Annotated in this window: 19 protein-coding genes; 9 read left to right on the forward strand and 10 right to left on the reverse strand. The window is 70.9% G+C overall.

Annotated elements, in window-relative coordinates:
* Positions 1-122: 122 nt before the first annotated feature.
* Positions 123-587, reverse strand: coding sequence for a MarR family winged helix-turn-helix transcriptional regulator (locus tag ACZ4V6_RS08630; protein ID WP_467824006.1), 465 nt, complete (start codon positions 585-587; stop codon positions 123-125).
* A 138-nt stretch (positions 588-725) separates the two neighbouring features.
* Between ACZ4V6_RS08630 and ACZ4V6_RS08635 the strand changes: the two genes are divergently transcribed.
* Positions 726-1,934 carry an MFS transporter gene (locus tag ACZ4V6_RS08635; protein ID WP_467824008.1) on the forward strand — a complete coding sequence of 403 codons (1,209 nt, stop codon included), beginning with the start codon at positions 726-728 and terminating at the stop codon, positions 1,932-1,934.
* Positions 1,935-2,055: 121 nt separating this feature from the next.
* A complete protein-coding gene (locus ACZ4V6_RS08640) occupies positions 2,056-2,487 on the forward strand; it encodes a GlcG/HbpS family heme-binding protein (RefSeq protein WP_467824010.1) in 432 nt (143 codons plus the stop codon).
* 28 nt (positions 2,488-2,515) lie between these two features.
* Here the strand turns inward: ACZ4V6_RS08640 and ACZ4V6_RS08645 are convergent, their stop codons facing one another.
* From ACZ4V6_RS08645 to ACZ4V6_RS08670, 6 genes are all read right to left on the reverse strand, one after another.
* Positions 2,516-3,385: a GNAT family N-acetyltransferase gene (locus ACZ4V6_RS08645; protein WP_467824013.1), complete on the reverse strand. Its 870-nt coding sequence runs from the start codon at positions 3,383-3,385 to the stop codon at positions 2,516-2,518.
* Positions 3,386-3,527: 142 nt separating this feature from the next.
* The gene (locus ACZ4V6_RS08650) at positions 3,528-4,010 is read right to left on the reverse strand and encodes an NUDIX domain-containing protein (RefSeq protein ID WP_467824016.1); all 483 of its coding nucleotides are present in this window, start codon (positions 4,008-4,010) and stop codon (positions 3,528-3,530) included.
* A gap of 52 nt (positions 4,011-4,062) precedes the next feature.
* Positions 4,063-4,968 (reverse strand): LysR family transcriptional regulator, encoded by a 906-nt coding sequence (locus ACZ4V6_RS08655; protein WP_467824019.1) that lies wholly within the window; start codon positions 4,966-4,968, stop codon positions 4,063-4,065.
* Positions 4,969-5,208: 240 nt separating this feature from the next.
* The gene (locus ACZ4V6_RS08660) at positions 5,209-6,375 is read right to left on the reverse strand and encodes a cystathionine gamma-lyase (protein WP_467824021.1); all 1,167 of its coding nucleotides are present in this window, start codon (positions 6,373-6,375) and stop codon (positions 5,209-5,211) included.
* Positions 6,372-6,866: a low molecular weight protein-tyrosine-phosphatase gene (locus tag ACZ4V6_RS08665; protein WP_467824023.1), complete on the reverse strand. Its 495-nt coding sequence runs from the start codon at positions 6,864-6,866 to the stop codon at positions 6,372-6,374. Before ACZ4V6_RS08665 ends, ACZ4V6_RS08660 begins: the two co-directional genes overlap by 4 nt.
* A gap of 5 nt (positions 6,867-6,871) precedes the next feature.
* Entirely contained in the window at positions 6,872-7,249 is a 378-nt protein-coding gene (locus ACZ4V6_RS08670; RefSeq protein ID WP_077798143.1) for a phage holin family protein, read from the reverse strand.
* A gap of 59 nt (positions 7,250-7,308) precedes the next feature.
* On the opposite strand from ACZ4V6_RS08670, the gene ACZ4V6_RS08675 reads away from it, so the two are divergent.
* From ACZ4V6_RS08675 to ACZ4V6_RS08690, 4 genes are all read left to right on the forward strand, one after another.
* Complete coding sequence (locus ACZ4V6_RS08675) at positions 7,309-7,626, forward strand: cupin domain-containing protein (protein WP_077798142.1); 318 nt, start codon at positions 7,309-7,311, stop codon at positions 7,624-7,626.
* 176 nt (positions 7,627-7,802) lie between these two features.
* Positions 7,803-8,015 (forward strand): DUF5326 family protein, encoded by a 213-nt coding sequence (locus ACZ4V6_RS08680; RefSeq protein WP_007388908.1) that lies wholly within the window; start codon positions 7,803-7,805, stop codon positions 8,013-8,015.
* Positions 8,016-8,341: 326 nt separating this feature from the next.
* Entirely contained in the window at positions 8,342-9,067 is a 726-nt protein-coding gene (locus tag ACZ4V6_RS08685) for an IclR family transcriptional regulator (protein WP_467824350.1), read from the forward strand.
* Positions 9,068-9,166: 99 nt separating this feature from the next.
* Positions 9,167-9,604: an SsgA family sporulation/cell division regulator gene (locus ACZ4V6_RS08690; RefSeq protein ID WP_189230211.1), complete on the forward strand. Its 438-nt coding sequence runs from the start codon at positions 9,167-9,169 to the stop codon at positions 9,602-9,604.
* Between the two features lie 111 nt (positions 9,605-9,715).
* On the opposite strand, the gene ACZ4V6_RS08695 is transcribed toward ACZ4V6_RS08690, so the two are convergent.
* The gene (locus ACZ4V6_RS08695) at positions 9,716-11,278 is read right to left on the reverse strand and encodes a YibE/F family protein (RefSeq protein ID WP_467824028.1); all 1,563 of its coding nucleotides are present in this window, start codon (positions 11,276-11,278) and stop codon (positions 9,716-9,718) included.
* A gap of 253 nt (positions 11,279-11,531) precedes the next feature.
* Here ACZ4V6_RS08695 and thiC point away from each other — a divergent pair, with 253 nt between their 5' ends.
* Positions 11,532-13,343: a phosphomethylpyrimidine synthase ThiC gene (gene thiC / locus ACZ4V6_RS08700; RefSeq protein WP_467824030.1), complete on the forward strand. Its 1,812-nt coding sequence runs from the start codon at positions 11,532-11,534 to the stop codon at positions 13,341-13,343.
* Between the two features lie 52 nt (positions 13,344-13,395).
* Here the strand turns inward: thiC and ACZ4V6_RS08705 are convergent, their stop codons facing one another.
* On the reverse strand, positions 13,396-13,818 hold the full coding sequence (locus tag ACZ4V6_RS08705) for a YybH family protein (protein WP_467824033.1): 423 nt from the start codon (positions 13,816-13,818) through the stop codon (positions 13,396-13,398).
* Positions 13,819-13,884: 66 nt separating this feature from the next.
* Here ACZ4V6_RS08705 and ACZ4V6_RS08710 point away from each other — a divergent pair, with 66 nt between their 5' ends.
* Both ACZ4V6_RS08710 and ACZ4V6_RS08715 read left to right on the forward strand, forming a co-directional pair.
* Entirely contained in the window at positions 13,885-14,313 is a 429-nt protein-coding gene (locus ACZ4V6_RS08710) for a winged helix-turn-helix transcriptional regulator (protein WP_467824036.1), read from the forward strand.
* On the forward strand, positions 14,310-15,758 hold the full coding sequence (locus ACZ4V6_RS08715; protein WP_467824039.1) for a VWA domain-containing protein: 1,449 nt from the start codon (positions 14,310-14,312) through the stop codon (positions 15,756-15,758). Before ACZ4V6_RS08710 ends, ACZ4V6_RS08715 begins: the two co-directional genes overlap by 4 nt.
* Before the next feature lie 21 nt (positions 15,759-15,779).
* Here the strand turns inward: ACZ4V6_RS08715 and ACZ4V6_RS08720 are convergent, their stop codons facing one another.
* On the reverse strand, positions 15,780-16,646 hold the full coding sequence (locus tag ACZ4V6_RS08720) for a hypothetical protein (RefSeq protein ID WP_467824042.1): 867 nt from the start codon (positions 16,644-16,646) through the stop codon (positions 15,780-15,782).
* Positions 16,647-16,700 lie beyond the last annotated feature (54 nt).

Raw genomic sequence — 16,700 nt, forward strand, 5'->3', positions numbered from 1 at the left:
TGTGGTGAGCATCGGGAGCACAGGGGGGGTGTCTTTCTGGTAGGTGGTCCTGCTTCCAATATTCCCCAGACCCCCCCCCCGTGAAAAAAAAACCCCCCCCCCCCCCCCCCCCCCCGCTTCTGTCATGCGGGCACCGACGCCTTGAGCGTCTCCACCGCCCGGACCAGCGGAGCCAGGTCGGGGTTCTTGGACGCCTCGTCGAGGGCCTCGCGCAGGGCGGCGTCGTTGGTGGGCCGCGCCGCGTCCAGCAGCTTCAGGCCCTCGGCGGTGACGTTGGTGTAGATGCCGCGACGGTCGGTGGGGCACAGATAGCGCTCGAGCAGCCCGCGGTCCTCGAGTCGGGTGACCAGGCGGGTGGTGGCGCTCTGGCTGAGGACGACGGCGTCGGCGACCTGCTTCATCTGCAGATGGCCTCCGTCACCGTCGTGCTGCCGGCTGAGCACGTCCAGCAGGGAGTACTCGCGCACGCTCAGGTCGTGCCCGGCCTGCAGGGCGCGCTCGATGTGAGCCTCGATCCTCCCGTGCAGCAGGGAGAGGGCGCACCAGGCCTGGGAGAGGGCGGTGAGCGCGGGGTCCGTCGCTGTCATGTGGTTCCTCCGTCCCGGAGCGGCTGAGACAAGGGTAGACCAGAGCCGCAATTTAAGGCGTTTGCACTTAGCCCGCGCATGCAACTATTGTGAACGCACGCAAAGCGCTCCTGCAATCTCCTGGGAAGGTGTACCCCCATGCCTCTCGCGCTTCTGGCCCTGGCGATCGGGGCCTTCGGGATCGGAACGACCGAATTCGTGATCATGGGATTGCTGCCCGAGGTCGCGAGCGACTACGGAGTCTCCATCCCCACCGCCGGCTTCCTGGTGACCGGCTACGCGCTCGGCGTGATGTTCGGCGCCCCGCTGATGACCGTGCTCGGCACCAAGGTTCCGCGCAAGCGGATGCTGATGCTGCTGATGGGCCTGTTCATCATCGGCAACCTGCTCTCCGCCCTGGCCCCCGCGTTCTCCGTCATGCTGATCGGGCGCGTGGTCGCCTCCCTCGCCCACGGCGCCTTCTTCGGCATCGGCTCGGTCGTCGCGGCCGACCTGGTCGCTCCGCACAAGAGGGCCGGGGCGATCGCGATGATGTTCACCGGACTGACCGTCGCCAATGTCGTGGGAGTCCCCCTGGGCACGCTGGTCGGGCAGTCGGTCGGCTGGCGCGTCACCTTCGCCCTCGTCGCCGCGCTCGGTGTCGTCGGCCTGGCCGGCGTCGCCAAGCTGGTACCCGACATGCCCAAGCCGGAGGGCGTGCGGCTGCGGCACGAGCTCGCCGCCTTCAAGAACGCCCAGGTCCTCCTCGCGATGGCGATGACCGTCCTCGGTTTCGGCGGCGTCTTCGCGGCCATCACCTACATCGCGCCGATGATGACGCACGTCGCGGGCTTCGCCGACGGCTCGGTCACCTGGCTGCTGGTCCTCTTCGGACTGGGCATGGTCGGTGGCAACCTCGTCGGCGGCCGGTTCGCCGACCGCGCCCTGATGCCCATGCTGTACGTCTCGCTGGGTTCCCTGGCCGTCGTTCTCGCCCTCTTCACGCTCACCGCGCACAACAAGATCACGGCGGCGGCGACGATCGTCCTGATCGGCGCTCTGGGCTTCGCCACCGTTCCCCCGCTGCAGAAGCGCGTCCTCGACCATGCGCACGGTGCCCCGACGCTGGCCTCGGCCGTGAACATCGGCGCCTTCAATCTCGGCAACGCGCTGTCCGCCTGGCTCGGCGGTGTCGTCATCGCCGCGGGCTTCGGCTACACCGCGCCCAACTGGGTCGGCGCCGGCCTCGCCGCCGCGGCCCTGGTCCTCGCCTTCGTCTCGGCCGTGCTCGAACGGCGCGACGGCACGTCCGGCGCGGTCGTCGCGGGCTCCGTGCCCACCGAGCAGCGGACCGCCGTCACCCACTGAGCCGCCCGGGCGCGGGGACAGGGCCGTCCCCGTGGCCGAAGGGCCCGCCCCACCTCGTTCCGACCGAGTTTCAGCACCACTGGTGCACCGCCGGTGCACCAGCAACGATCAGGAGAACCCCATGAGCACCACCACCACCAGCACCGCCGTCGTCCCGCTGTCCATCCGGGACGCCGAAAGCCTCGTCGCAGCGGCCCACCGCGCCGCAGAGGCCGCCGGGGTCACCGTCAGCGTCACCGTCCTCGACGCCGGCGGTCATCTGCTCGCCTTCCGGCGGGACGACCGCGCCGTGCTGATCTCCGGTGAGACCAGCACCCGCAAGGCCTACACGGCGCTCCAGCTGGACGCCCCCACCGCCGAACTCGTCGACGCCGTACAGCCCGGAGGCCTCTTCCACACCCTGCCCACCGCGCTCGACCGGCCGCTGCTGTTCATCGCGGGCGGCGTGCCGGTGCGCCGGGACGGCCGGCTGATCGGAGCGATCGGGGTCGGCGGCGGAGCACCGGAGCAGGACCACGCCTTCGCCACGGCCGCAGTGGACGCCCTCGCCTGACGGCCCACGCCGCGGCCCGGCGCAGACGTCAGCCCGCCGCCACGGTCAGGGGAGCGAACCGCCGGGTCCGGTCCCCTGGCAGCTCCGTGATCCCGTACGTCATGACCGCGTTCATGGAGAACGGGGCGAGGCCGCGCTCCTTCACCCACGCCAGCAGCTCCTCGTGCCGTACGTCGATGTCGGTGCGCAGCGGCCGCTCGGTCCGGGCGGCGAGAGAGGCGACGAGCGCCTTGGCCGTCTCGGTGTCACGGGCGATCAGCGGGCCCACGACGTGGGTGTCCATGTTGGGCCAGGCGGCGGCGTATCCGATGAGCCGGCCCGCCTCCTCGGCCACGCGCAGCTGGTCGGCGAAGGCGGGCAGGCGCGTGATGACGTGGGTGCGGTCGGCGCCGAAGACCTCTTCGTCGAGCCGGAGGATGGCGGGCAGGTCCTCCGCGGTGGCCGCCCGTGTGGCGATCCGCGGCTCGGGCCCGCCCGGGGTGAACCGCCCGCGCACCGACTCCACCCGGCCCGTGCACGTGAACCCGAGTTCCTCGTAGAGCGGCCGGCCGTTCGGGGTCGCGTGCAGCGTCAGGGGGGTGGTGGTGCCCTGCGCCGAGACGATGTGGCGCATCAGCCTGCGTCCGACGCCCTGGCGGGCGTGTCGTCCGGCGACCAGCACCATGCCGATGGCCGCCAGGGACGGCCGCTCGACGGGCCCGTACGCGGTGACGGTGCAGGCACTGACGAGGCCGCCCCCGGGGTCGTCGATGCCGTAGCCCTTCCCGGCGGTGAGGAGGAAGCCCCACTTGTGTTCCTCACGCGGCCACCCCCGGTCCTCGGACAAGTCGGCGCAGGCGGCGAGGTCGCGGAGCGTCAGACGGCGGATCGGCAAAGAGGAGAGGGAAGGAGTCACCACGCAGGTCAGGCTGGCCGACAGGAGCCGTCCGCGTCCACCTCTTTGCGACGGGACGTGTGATCTTTTGGCCACGTCGTGGCAGTGCGTACGGTGATCCGGCGGCTGGTGGCCGTCCCGTCCCGGTGATCCGGTGCCGTCGGTGTCAGCCGAGGTCGGGGGCGTGCATCGCGCGCACGCCCTCGATGTTGCCGTCCAGGTAATGCCGCAGCGACAGCGGCACGAGGTGGACGGAGGCGATTCCCACCCGGGTGAACGGCACCCGGACGATCTCGTACTCGCCGGCGGGCTCGTCGATCTCGGGACCGTGCCGCAGCGCCGGGTCCATGGACTCCAGACGGCAGACGAAGAAGTGCTGCACCTTCACACCGGTCGCGCCACCGTCCTCGCCGATGTGCTCCACGGTGTCCACGAAGCAGGGAACCACATCGGTGATCTTGGCGCCCAGTTCCTCGTGCACCTCGCGGTGCAGGGCGTCGACGACAGTCGTGTCCTCCGGTTCGACCCCGCCTCCGGGAGTGACCCAGTAGGGATCGACGCCGGGCTTGGTGCGCTTGATCAGGACCAGATCGTCGCCGTCCAGGAGGACGGCGCGGGCGGTGCGCTTGACCACGGGTCGGACGGTCATGGGAGAAATGTGGCCCGGCTGGTTCCACGTGAAACATCGCCTCGCGCCCGCCTCAGCTCCAGTCCCCCGCCGCACGCAGCAGCCACTCGTGGGCCCGGGCGATGTGCGGCATCGCCAGTGTGCCGGTGCGCACCACCAGGAAGTACGTCCGCAGCGGCGGCACCGCGGGGTCGTGCAGGGCGACGACGTCCCCGCGTGCCAGAGCGTCGGCGCACAGGTAGCGGGGCAGCACGGCGAGCCCGGCGCCCGCGATCACGCAGGTGAGCACCGCGCGCAGGTCGGGGACGACGACGGCCCCCGGGGCGGCGGGGCAGGTGTCGAAGACGGATGCCCAGTACCGGGTGACGAAGGGCAGCGACTCGTGCACCTCGACCACGGGCACATGCGCCAGGTCCGCGGCCGAAGTGCTGCGGGGGTCCCCGGCGCCGGTCTGCGCGGCCCACCGGGGAGCGGCGACCAGGACGTGCTCCTCGTCGCAGAGCGGAGCCGCCGTGAGCAGGGCGCCGCGCGGCCGGGCGGTGCCGATGGCCAGATCATGATGTCCGGCGGCCAGCCCCTCCAGTGCCTCCTCGGCGTTCCCGAAGGTGGCGCGCAGCGCGAAGCCCTGCCCGTCCTTGCCGGTGAGCTCGGTGAGCGCGGGCAGCGCCCGCTCTGCGGTGAACTCGGGTGGCCCGGCGAGATGCAGGGTCCGTACCGGGGAGTCGTCGTCGGCCCCGGCCTCGGCGATCTCCACGAGGGCGTCGAGGTGCGGTGCGGCCTTGTGGGCGAGTTCGTCGCCGATGGTCGTCGGGGTCACGCCACGGGCCTGCCGCAGGAACAGGGGCCGGCCGAGCTGCCTCTCCAGGGTGCGGATCTGTGAGGTGACGGCAGGCTGGGAGAGGCCGAGCAGGGCGGCGGCGCGGGTGAAGGAACCGGCCCGGTGCACGGTCACGAACGTGCGCAGCAAGGCCAGATCCACGGAAGACCCCCCCTTATCCGCCGTTCCCGGTGCCGTTCCCGACCCGAGGCCGCGCTCAACTATAAATATGTCGATAGGTCGCTGTCGCTACCGTGATTGGACACTGACACAGAGTCAACTAGCCTTGGTCGCGCGGTTCTTCGCGCGCGGAACCGAAAGGACGGTCCGAGCCACGAGGGGGGAGGCTCGGACCGTTCGCCGTGTCCGGCCGGACACCGGTCGCCGACCGCGCGGAGGAGCTCAGTCCGCCGACCGCTCCAGCGCGCGCAGCAGGTCCGCCACCAGGTCCTCGGGGTCCTCCGCACCGACCGAGAGGCGGATGAAGCCCTCCGGGACCGCGTCGCCGCCCCAGCGCCCGCGCCGCTCGGCCGTGGACCGCACCCCGCCGAAGCTCGTCGCGTCGTCCACGAGTCGCAGGGCCTCGAGGAAACGGTCGGCACGCGTGCGCGAGGGCAGCGTGAAGGAGACGACGCTCCCGTAGCGCCGCATCTGCCGAGAGGCGACCTGGTGCGAGGGGTCGTCGCGCAGGCCCGGGTACCGCAGTCCCGTCACCTCGGGTCGCTCCCGAAGGGCTTCGGCCACCTTCAGCGCGGTGGCGTTCTGCCGGTCGACGCGCAGCTGGAGGGTGGCGATCGAACGGTGCGCGAGCCAGGCCTCCATGGGCCCGGGGACGGCGCCGACGATCTTGCGCCAGCGTCGTACGGCGGTCATGGCCTCGGCGTCGCGACCGGTGACGTATCCCAGCAGGATGTCGCCGTGGCCGGTCAGCTGCTTGGTCCCACTGGCCACGGAGAAGTCGGCGCCGAGCTCCAACGGGCGCTGCCCGAGCGGTGTGGCGAGTGTGTTGTCGACGGCGACCAGGGCACCGCGCGCGTGTGCCGCCTCGACGAGCCGCCTGACGTCGCACACGTCGAGGCCGGGGTTCGAGGGCGTCTCGATCCACAGCAGCTTCGCCCCGTCCAGGTGGCCGAGCTGGGCGTCCCCGCCGGTCGGCGCGGTGCGCACCTCGATGCCGTACGTCTCCAACTGGGCCCGGACCAGCGGCAGCGCCTGGTAGCCGTCGTCGGGCAGCACGGCCACGTCCCCGGCGCGCAGCTGGGAGAAGAGCACCGAGGAGATCGCGGCCATGCCCGAGGCGAACACGAGTGTCTCGGCGTCGTCCCGCCCGGGAGCCTCCAGCTCGCCGATGGCACGCTCGAGGTGGGTCCAGGTGGGGTTCTCGTCGCGGCCGTAGGTGTACGGGCCGGTGGGGTCGCCCGGCAGGTGGAAGTGCGCGGCGAACACGGGGCCGGGCAGGGTCGGCTCGTGCTTGACCGGTTCGGGCAGTCCGGCCCGCACCGCGCGCGTGCCGTCACCGGCGGAGCCGTCCGTGCCCGGCGCTCCCCCATTGTCAGCGGAATCGTTCATGCCGCCCGTCCCTCCATGTGTTCGCGTACCGCGGCGAGCAGTCCGTCGCTCGCCGCCTCCACCATCTCAAGGCATTCCTCGAAGCCGTCCACGCCCCCGTAGTAGGGGTCCGGTACGTCGAGGTCCCCGCTGTCGGCGGCGGGATCGTACGACCGCAGCAGCCGTACCTTGGCCGCGTCCTGCTCCGTGGGCGCGAGCCGCCGCAGTGTCCTGAGGTGGCCCGCGTCGAGGGCGACGACGAGGTCGAGGCGCGCGAACCAGGACGGCTGGAATCGGCGGGCCGTGTGGTCGAGGACGTATCCGTTCTCCTCCAGGACGGCGAGGGTGCGCGGGTCGGCGCCCTCGCCCTCGTGCCATCCGTCGGTGCCGGCGCTGTCGGCCTCGACGAGGCCCTCGAGGCCGGCCTCCGCCACGCGCGCGTGGAAGACGGACTCGGCCATCGGGGAGCGGCAGATGTTCCCCGTGCACACGAAACAGACGCGGTAGGTCATGGGGCTCAGTCCTTGTCGGGCAGGAAGGCGTTGAGGGCCCAGGACACGACCGAGACGATCAGGCCGCCCAGGACCGCGGTCCAGAAGCCTTCGACGTGGAAGCTCAGGTCGAGCTTGTCGGCCAGCCACGACGTGAGCAACAGCATGAGCGCGTTGACCACCAGCGTGAACAGGCCGAGCGTGAGGATGAACAGCGGAAAGGTCAGCACCTGCACGATCGGCTTCACCAGCATGTTCACCAGCCCGAACACCAGGGCGACCACGATCAGCGTGGCGGCCTTCTCGCCGGTGCTGCCACCGGTCAGGGTGATCTTGTCGAGCAGCCACACGGCGACCGCCAGGGCGCCCGCGTTGGCGACCGTCTTGACTAGGAAATTCTTCATGTGTCTGATCGTGGCAGACGTGATCGGAAACGAACGGCGAGGCAGAGGCGGACGAGGCGATGAAGGCATTCCGGCTGGACGAACTGGAGGCGGAGCGCGCCGCCAACGACGGTGCCTACCTGCAGTTCCTGCGCGAGCGGAACATGTCGGTCGGACTGTACGCGCTCGACGCGGGCACGGCCGATCCGCAGAAACCGCACGAGCAGGACGAGGTGTACTTCGTGGTCAGTGGCCGCGCCTCGATCACCGTGGGCCTGGAGACCACCCAGGTCGCCCGCGGCAGCGTGGTCTACGTGCCGGCCGGAGTCGCCCACAAGTTCCACCACATCAGCGAGGACCTGAGGGTGCTCGTGGTGTTCTCTCCGCCCGAGAGCTGAGCAGCGTCCCCCGGGTTCCCTAGGGGACCGGTCAGGGGGAGACAAGGGGTACGAGGGCCCTGCCGGGGCCCTCGCGGCCCTAGCATCGAGTGCAGGACATCAGGAGATTCCCAGCGGGGTTCCGGGCCACCCGAGGACCCGGCACTCGGACGGGCGGAGAGGTAAGGACGAGGGCGATGCGAGAGATCTTCACGGGACTGCCGTGGTGGGTGAAGTGGATCGCGGTGCCGGTCATCGCCCTGGTCGTGTTCGGCGGGCTGATCGCCAGTGTGGTCGGCTTCGTGATCGGACTGCTGTTCAAGCTGCTGGTCTTCGTGGCCCTCGTCGGCGGGCTGATCTACGTCGTCCGGAAGTTCATGTCGAGCTCCTCGTCACGCAGCGACTGGTGAGAGCCGCGGGACACCGGTGGCGGTAACAGGAACCACCGGTTCCCTCGCGCGAGGGAAGTTTTCCGGACGGGCCGTCGGTACGCGGTGACCGACGGTTAGAGTCCGGAACTCCACGCGGGGGCGACCCCGCGGGCGGCGTACGCCCCACCCGTGTTTCCCGCACGGGCTGCCCCCTCGCGTTCCGGGAGTGATCCTTGGCCACGGCCGACACCGCATTCGTACCGCCGCACGCACTGCCCGTGCAGCCCCGTCCGGCGTCCCGGACGCCCCCCACCCCCGCCGGGCCGCCGCCCGCGGGCCCGCCCGCGGTGACCCTCATCGGCTCGGTGCAGCGTGCGATGCGCCTTCTGGAGTGTGTCGCGCAGCACCGGTACGGAGCACCCGCCAAGCAGCTGGCCCGTGAGGCGCGGCTGGCGCTGCCCACGGCGTACCACCTGCTGCGCACCCTCGTGCACGAGGGATACCTGCGCCGCGACAAGGGCCTGTTCTTCCTCGGGGAGGCGGCCGAGCGGCTGAGCAGCAGCGGGGCCGAGCAGAAACGTCGCAGCACGGTCGTCGACGTGCTGGCGCGCTGGCGCGATGCGATCGGCGCTCCCGTCTACTACGCCATGTACCGCGACGGCGAGATCGAGATCATGTGCGTCTCCGACACCCCGGGCAACCCCGCGGTGGAGGAATGGGCGGACTTCCGCGAGACCGGGCACGCGCACGCCGTCGGACAGTGCCTGCTGTCGCAGCTGGACGCGGACGCCCGCCGTGATCACCTCGACCGGTATCCGGTGAGCCCCGTGACGCCGTACACGGTGCGTGACGAGAACAGCCTGACGAGGCGGTTGGAACGCACACGGCGGACGGCTCCGGTGACCGAGCGCCAGGAGTACGCCCTGGGAACGGTCTGTGCGGCGATCCCGATCACCGTCGGCACCACGGTCGCGACGGCGGCCCTCTCCCTGCCCGCCCACCAGGCCGACCGGCTGCTGCCCGCCGCGCAGCGACTGCAGCACGAAATGGGGCGGCTTCTAGGGTCACTCGCGATCTCTATCAGTATCTGAAAACTCACTCCTTGTGATCTGGTGTGTACGTTGAGCAAGATGCCACCAGTGTAAGAGGTTTGATTCCCGGCCAGTCGACGGCGAATGACGGGGTAGGCGATGGGTGAGTCCGTACAGGCAGAGGTCATGATGAGCTTTCTCGTGTCCGAGGAGCTCTCTTTCCGCATCCCGGTGGAACTGCGTTACCAGACGTGTGATCCCTATGCGGTGCGGCTGACCTTCCACCTGCCTGGCGATGCCCCGGTGACCTGGGCCTTCGGCCGGGAGTTGCTGGTCGACGGGGTGGGCACGCCGTGCGGTGACGGTGACGTGCGCATCGCGCCCGTCGATCCCGGGCCGCTGGCCGAGGTGCTGATCCGGCTTCAGGTCGGCAGCGACCAGGCGCTGTTCCGTTCCTCGGCGGCGCCGCTCGTGGCGTTCCTCGACCGGACCGACAAGCTGGTGCCGCTGGGGCAGGAGGGCGCCCTCGCGGACTTCGACGCACACCTCGACGAGGCACTGGACCGCATCCTGGCGGAGGAGCAGAGCGCGGGCTGAACCGCCGTTACGGCCAAGGGCGGTGGCGTGTCGCCGTCGCCGGGTTGCCCACTTTGCAGGAACGCTTCTTCAGAGGAGCGAGGTCCCGGGAGTGTTCCGTTCGCCGGTGATTCAGCGCTTGCGGCGGCGGCCCCGTCCGCCACGTGCCGGCGCCGGTCCGGAACCCGCCGCCGCGGCTCCCTGCGCGGCCGTGCGCACTGCCGGACGGTCGGCCGAGACGACCAGGGCCGCGAGGGCGGTGGTGACCGGCACGGACGCCACCAGGCCGATCGAGCCCACCAGCGTGCGCACGATCTCCTCCGCGACCAACTCGCTGTTGGCGACCGTCCCCACGCTGCTCTGCGCGATCGAGAACAACAGCAGCAGCGGCAGCGCGGCGCCCGCGTACGCGAGGACGAGCGTGTTGACGACGGAGGCGATGTGGTCGCGTCCGATGCGGATGCCCGCGCGGTACAGGCCGCGCCAGCCCATCGCCGGGTTGGCCTCGTGCAACTCCCACACCGCGGAGGTCTGGGTGACCGTCACGTCGTCGAGGACACCGAGCGAACCGATGATGACCCCGGCGAGCAGCAGGCCGCTCATGTCGATCGACGGGTACAGCCCGTGGATCAGGCCGGTGTTGTCGTCGGTGTTGCCGGTGAGCGCGGCCCAGCCGATGAACAGCGATCCCAGGACACCGATCAACAGCAGCGAGACCAGGGTGCCGAGCACCGCGACGGAGGTCCGCGCCGACAGCCCGTGGCACAGGTACAGCGCGATCAGCATGATGGCGCTGGAGCCGATCACCGCGACGAGCAGGGGATTCGAGCCCTGAAGGATGGCGGGCAGGATGAAGAAGTTCAGCAGCAGGAAGCTGATGGCCAGCGAGACCAGGGCCATGAGACCGCGCAGCCGGCCGACGACCACGACGGCCAGCGCGAAGATGCCGGCGAGCAGGGCCATCGGGAAACCGCGGTCGATGTCGGTCACCGAGTACTGCAGGTCCTTCGGCGCGGAGGGCTCGTAGGCGACCACCACCTTCTGGCCCTCGTGCAACTGGCGTGTCTGGTCCGGCTGCACGATCTCGTCGAAGGTGCGGCCCTTGTCCTTGCCGGTGTCGACGCGGATCGTCGCCCGCTTGCAGTCGCCGGTGTCCTGCTGCACCGCGGAGGAGCCCTCGGCGGTGGAGGTGTCACCGGTGGGCGGGACGCCGGAGGCGTTGACGGACTTGCAGCTCAGCCTCTCCACCTCGGTGACCGTGGCCTGCTGGGTCTGCCGGTCGAAGCCGACCCCGGTGCGCTCGTGCGGCGGCGCGCCGCCCGGCCAGAGCACGGCGAGCCCGACCACCACCGCCGCGGCGAACGGGATGAGGACCGCCGCGATGACCTTCCGAAGATGCCGCGACACCGGTGCCGCCGGCCCGTGGCCGTGCGAATGCCCGTGCCCACCGCCGCCCCCGTGCCCGCCGCTGCCGGTGTGCTCGCCACCGCCACCGTGTCCTGCCTCGTCACCGGGCCCGTGACCGAAGTGATGGCCGTCGGCAGGAGCGCCGTGCCCGTGACCCGCTTCGGGTCTCCCACCCGCACCGTACGAGCCGCCGGGGACGTGGCCTTCCGCAGGCCCGTCGCCGGCCGGGACGCCCGGACCGCGGCGAGGTTCGTGCGGTGGGTAGGGAGGGTGCTGGGTCGTGGTCACCGCCCGATCATCGCAAGAACGAGAGGGGCCCCCTGGTCACCGCGCCCGAATTGACGCTAGCGTGGGGGCACCTTTGTACACGCGGGAGCTCGGAGCACCGGGCTGAGAGGGCGCTGACCTCCGTCCCAGCGATGTTTCACGGGAAACATCACCGAAGTCGAGTGATGTTGCCCACGGGGCGTCGTTCGACGGAATCCGCTGCGTCGACCGCTGAACCTGTTACCGGGTAATGCCGGCGTAGGGAGTAGGTCTCATGACCATCAAGGACGCACGCACGCCTGCCTCCACCCACACCTCCGTCGAGGCGGAGACCGCGGAGGCCGGGAAGTCCATCGGCTGGCACAAGGCGTACGTCGAGGGCTCGCGCCCCGACCTGCGGGTGCCGGTCCGTCAGGTGCATCTCACCAACGGGCAGTCGGTCACGCTCTACGACACCTCGGGCCCGTACACCGATCCGCTCGTCGACACCGACGTCCGCAGGGGGCTGTCGCCACTGCGGGAGAACTGGATCATCGGCCGCGGCGACACGGAGGAGTACGCGGGCCGTCCCGTCCGTCCCGAGGACGACGGGATCAAGCACACCTCACCGCGCGGTGGTCTGCGCAATCTGGACGCGGTCTTCCCCGGACGTCCGCGTCAGCCGCGCCGGGGCCGGAACGGCACGGCGGTGACGCAGCTCGCGTACGCGCGCCGGGGCGAGATCACCCCCGAGATGGAGTACGTCGCCATCCGGGAGAACGTCTCGCCGGAGGTGGTCCGCGAGGAGATCGCCGCCGGCCGTGCCGTGCTGCCCGCCAACGTCAATCACCCGGAGATCGAGCCGATGATCATCGGCAAGCGGTTCCTGGTGAAGGTGAACGCCAACATCGGCAACTCGGCGGTGACCTCCTCCATCGAGGAGGAGGTCGAGAAGATGACCTGGGCGACCCGGTGGGGCGCCGACACGGTCATGGACCTGTCCACGGGCCGCAACATCCACACCACCCGCGAGTGGGTGCTCCGCAACTCCCCCGTCCCCATCGGCACCGTGCCGCTCTACCAGGCCCTGGAGAAGGTCGACGGCAAGGCGGAGGAGCTGACCTGGGAGATCTACAAGGACACGGTCATCGAGCAGGCCGAGCAGGGCGTGGACTACATGACCGTCCACGCGGGCGTGCGCCTGGCGTACGTGCCCCTCACCGCCAACCGCAAGACGGGCATCGTCTCGCGCGGCGGATCCATCATGGCCGCGTGGTGCCTGGCCCACCACAAGGAGTCGTTCCTGTACGAGAACTTCGAGGAGCTCTGCGAGATCCTCGCCGCCTACGACGTCACCTACTCCCTCGGTGACGGCCTGCGGCCCGGGTCGATCGCGGACGCCAACGACGAGGCGCAGTTCGCGGAGCTGCGCACGCTCGGGGAACTCAACACGATCGCCAAGCGTCACCACGTACAGACCATGATCGAGGGCCCGGGACACGTCCCGATGCACAAGATCAAGGAGAACATCGACCTTCAGCAGGAGATCTGCGATGAGGCTCCGTTCTATACGCTCGGCCCGCTGACCACCGACATCGCGCCCGCCTACGACCACATCACCTCCGGCATCGGCGCCGCGATGATCGCCTGGTGGGGCACGGCCATGCTCTGTTACGTCACGCCCAAGGAGCACCTGGGCCTGCCCAACCGCGACGACGTCAAGACGGGTGTCATCACCTACAAGATCGCCGCCCATGCCGCCGACCTCGCCAAGGGGCATCCGGGCGCACAGGAGTGGGACGACGCGCTGTCGGACGCACGGTTCGAGTTCCGGTGGGAGGACCAGTTCAACCTGGCTCTCGACCCGGACACGGCACGGGAGTTCCACGACGAGACGCTGCCGGCCGAGCCCGCCAAGACGGCCCACTTCTGCTCGATGTGCGGACCGAAGTTCTGCTCGATGAAGATCAGCCAGGACATCAACGAGCGGTTCGGCGGTGCGGTCGCCGAGGGGGCGTCTCCCGAGGAGGTCGCCGAGGGCATGCTGCAGAAGTCCAAGGAGTTCGCCGCCGGCGGAAACCGGGTCTACCTGCCGCTGGCCGACTGAGGCCCGCTCCCCGCTCGACGCCGGGCGATCCCTCCGCCTGGACCGCCCGGCGTCAGCCGGACGCCGGGGCCGTCCCGGGCGGAGCCGCCACTCCGAACGGGTTGTCGATCGCGTAGCGCCAGCATCCGTCCGGTCCTCGGCGGGCCACGTCCGTCGCGGTGCCCTCGATGCGCACACGGCCGCCGTGGGCGGCGACGCCGTCGATGACGAAGTCGACGATCAGCAGAGCCAGGTCGCCGACGACGTAGGTGTGCCGGGGCGTGACCCGGATCGGGACGCGCAGCCGGAGGAACTCGTCGTTGGCCCGTGTCCGGCCCGGCCCGGTCACCAGCCGGCCGGGCTCGGGAACGAAGCCGGCACCGGGCTCGTAGACCTGTTCCAGCACCTGCGGGTCGAAGGTGTTGAAGGCTCGCGCGAAGACGTACGGATGCTCGGCCGCGCTGGTGGCCAGCGGCACACTGGGGGGATGCGTCATGGGGCAAGCGAACCGTCCGCCGGTACAGGTCACCAAACGGAAAGCCACGACTGGGACGAGGAGTTGGTGCCCGATGCGCGGGGCCGCACCCGTCGTCCCGAAGCCGACTGTCCCGTGGAGGCCGCCCTCGCGGCGGTCTCCGGCCGGTGGACCACCCTGGTGCTCCGCGAACTGATGGGCGGGCCCCGCGGCTTCACGGAGCTGCGGACGCTGCTGCCCGGACTGTCGCCGAAGGTGCTCAGCGAGCGCCTCACGACGCTGCGGGAGAGGGGACTGGTGACAGCCGAACGGCTGCGGGGCTTTCCCGCACGGACCCGCTACGACCTGACGGAGGCGGGCCGGTCCCTGCGTCCGCTGCTGGTCGCGTTGTACGCGACCGGTGCCGAGCTGCAGCGCCTGACGTCCGGCGAAAGCCCGGGGGAACGGGAGGAGGGACGGAGCACCGGGTCCGCCCTCTCCCCCCGAGGTCCCCGCCTCGGCAGGCTGGGCCCATGACAGCCACATCCCTGAGCAAGGGCGCCAATCTCGCCGTCGACTCCCCCGCGGTGCGTGTCGCACTCAGCTGGTCCACCGGGCCGGGTGTGCCCGGGGTCGACGTCTCGGCGCTGCTGCTCACCTCGGCCGGACGCGTACGGGACGACGGCGACTTCGTCTTCTACAACCAGCCCCGGCACGCGTCCGGCGCGGTGCGGCACCTGGGGAAGGAGAACGGCCCGGGGTCCGCTCCCGGTGTCACGACCGACACCGTCGAGGTGGACCTGCACGCGCTGGAAGCCGCCGTCGAGCGCATCGTCCTGTGCGCCTCGTCCGACGGCGGGACGTTCGGGCAGGTGCCGGGACTGTCCCTGCGGTTGCTGGACGCGGCCACCCGGGCCGAGCTGGCCCGCTTCGACATGACGGCCGGCACCGAGACCGCGCTGGTCGGTGGCGAACTGTACCTGCGCCAGGGGAAGTGGAAGTTCCGGGCAGTGGGGCAGGGCTACGCCACCGGACTCGCCGGCCTGGCCACCGACTTCGGCATCACGGTCGACGACGCTCCGGCCGCCGCGGTCCCCTCCGCCCCGCCTCCCGCGCCGCACGCCCGGCCCGCGCAGCCGGTCGCCCCGGCGCCGCCGAGTCCTTCCGCACAACCCGTACCGCCCGCACCGACGGTCCCGTCGTCGGCGGCGTCCGGCCCCCGGCTCACCAAGGGAGAGGAGCGCCTCCCCGTCGACATGCGCAAGCGACTGTCCCTGCGCAAGGAGCAGGTCGCGGTCAGCCTGCGCAAGCACGGCGCCACCGGTGTCACCGCGCGCGTCGTCCTGGTCCTCGACGCCTCCGGGTCCATGTCCTTCCTCTACTCCAAGGGCGTGGTGGCCGACGTGGTGGAACGCATGGCCGCCGTCGCCGCGCAGCTCGACGACGACGGCGAGATGCAGGCCTGGACCTTCGCCTCCCATCCGGCGCGACTGCCCGACCTGCGGCTGGGCGAGCTGCCCGAGTGGCTGCGGCTGCACGTGCGGGTGGGGGAGGTGGGGCTCTTCCGCCGGGGAAGGAAGAAGGGACTGCACGCCGACCAGGTCGACATGAGGGCGGTCGGCATCCAGAACGAGGAGCAGAAGGTGATCGCCGAGGTCCGGTCCTTCGTCCGGGACAACCCGGCGCGGGTGCCGACCCTGGTGCTGTTCTTCTCCGACGGCGGCGTCTACCGCAACAACGAGATCGAGCGGGAGCTGCGGGAGGCGGTGGAAGAACCGGTCTTCTGGCAGTTCGTCGGTCTCGGCCGGTCCGACTACGGGGTACTCGAGCGGTTCGACACCCTGCCCGGCCGCCGTGTGGACAACGTCGGCTTCTTCGCCGTCGACGACATCGGAACCGTCCCCGACCAGGAGCTGTACGACCGCCTGCTGTCCGAGTTCCCGTCCTGGATCACCGCCGCCGGCCGGGCGGGCATTCTCTGACCTGCCCGCCCTGGCCGGTGGCTACTCGGACCGGTGCTCCGGGCCGCCGAAGTCCGGGCTGCTGTAGTCCGGGCTCGAGTAGCTCGGACGCGGACCCTCCCGGCCGTCGTCGGGACTCGTGAACCCCGGACGGTCGTAGCCGAGGTGGGGCATCCGGCTCGCAGGCGCCGCCGGTCCCGTCGGGTGCAGCGCGACCGCCGTGTCCGGATCGACGAGTGCCTCTCGCAGGAACGGCAGGATGCCGCGTTCGAGCAGGGCGTCGTGCCAGGCCTCCCTGGCCCGGGCCACCTCCCCGTCGAGTTCGCCGTAGCGGCCGGACTCGGCGGAGGGCCGGTTGCGCAGCGCGGTGAGCAGCAGCCCCGCCCCCGCGACGAGGACGGCGACGGCGGCCACACCACCGAACACCCATCCCGTGGTGATCATGGTCTGCGCGAACGCCTGTCCCGGGTCGATCACCCTCAGGACGTAGCCCACGAGCAGGAAGATCGCCGCGGCGGTGCCGGCCAGGACGGGCGCCAGGACGGCGACGACCGCGCCCGCGCCCGCACCGGTGGCCTCGGCGGCCTCCCCCACGGTGACGGCGAGACCCACCGCGCCCGTGTCCGGGTCGTCGGATCCGGAATCGCGCGCGGACCACGAGGGGGCCGGCGCCCGGTGACGCAGTTCCTCGCGGACCTTCACGTAGTGCTGGTACTCCGTGGTGGCCGCCGCCGTGATCAGGGCGGTGGCGTCGAGTGCCATGGTGCGCAGTTGTTCGGCGTTGAGCCGCTGTCCGACAGCGGTCAGTTCCGGTCGGTGTGGTGCGGAGCGCAGCGCCTCGTCGAGGATCCGCTCGTACTCCTGGCGGTCCTCGTTCGACAGATGCTGCGGAACGCTGTTCATGTGCATCCCCCGATGCTCCGTAGGGCTTGGGGCTCGCATGCCAACGAGCCGTCGGGCAGA

The sequence above is a fragment of the Streptomyces sp. NPDC029152 genome (assembly GCF_055564355.1).

Coding starts and splice junctions, on each gene's coding strand:
- ACZ4V6_RS08630 (WP_467824006.1), bottom strand. CDS start 587: ATGACAGCGACGGACCCCGCGCTCACCGCCCTCTCCCAGGCCTGGTGC.
- ACZ4V6_RS08640 (WP_467824010.1), top strand. CDS start 2,056: ATGAGCACCACCACCACCAGCACCGCCGTCGTCCCGCTGTCCATCCGG.
- ACZ4V6_RS08665 (WP_467824023.1), bottom strand. CDS start 6,866: ATGACCTACCGCGTCTGTTTCGTGTGCACGGGGAACATCTGCCGCTCC.
- ACZ4V6_RS08675 (WP_077798142.1), top strand. CDS start 7,309: ATGAAGGCATTCCGGCTGGACGAACTGGAGGCGGAGCGCGCCGCCAAC.
- ACZ4V6_RS08690 (WP_189230211.1), top strand. CDS start 9,167: ATGGGTGAGTCCGTACAGGCAGAGGTCATGATGAGCTTTCTCGTGTCC.
- ACZ4V6_RS08680 (WP_007388908.1), top strand. CDS start 7,803: ATGCGAGAGATCTTCACGGGACTGCCGTGGTGGGTGAAGTGGATCGCG.
- ACZ4V6_RS08635 (WP_467824008.1), top strand. CDS start 726: ATGCCTCTCGCGCTTCTGGCCCTGGCGATCGGGGCCTTCGGGATCGGA.
- thiC (WP_467824030.1), top strand. CDS start 11,532: ATGACCATCAAGGACGCACGCACGCCTGCCTCCACCCACACCTCCGTC.
- ACZ4V6_RS08715 (WP_467824039.1), top strand. CDS start 14,310: ATGACAGCCACATCCCTGAGCAAGGGCGCCAATCTCGCCGTCGACTCC.
- ACZ4V6_RS08720 (WP_467824042.1), bottom strand. CDS start 16,646: ATGCACATGAACAGCGTTCCGCAGCATCTGTCGAACGAGGACCGCCAG.
- ACZ4V6_RS08650 (WP_467824016.1), bottom strand. CDS start 4,010: ATGACCGTCCGACCCGTGGTCAAGCGCACCGCCCGCGCCGTCCTCCTG.
- ACZ4V6_RS08660 (WP_467824021.1), bottom strand. CDS start 6,375: ATGAACGATTCCGCTGACAATGGGGGAGCGCCGGGCACGGACGGCTCC.
- ACZ4V6_RS08705 (WP_467824033.1), bottom strand. CDS start 13,818: ATGACGCATCCCCCCAGTGTGCCGCTGGCCACCAGCGCGGCCGAGCAT.
- ACZ4V6_RS08670 (WP_077798143.1), bottom strand. CDS start 7,249: ATGAAGAATTTCCTAGTCAAGACGGTCGCCAACGCGGGCGCCCTGGCG.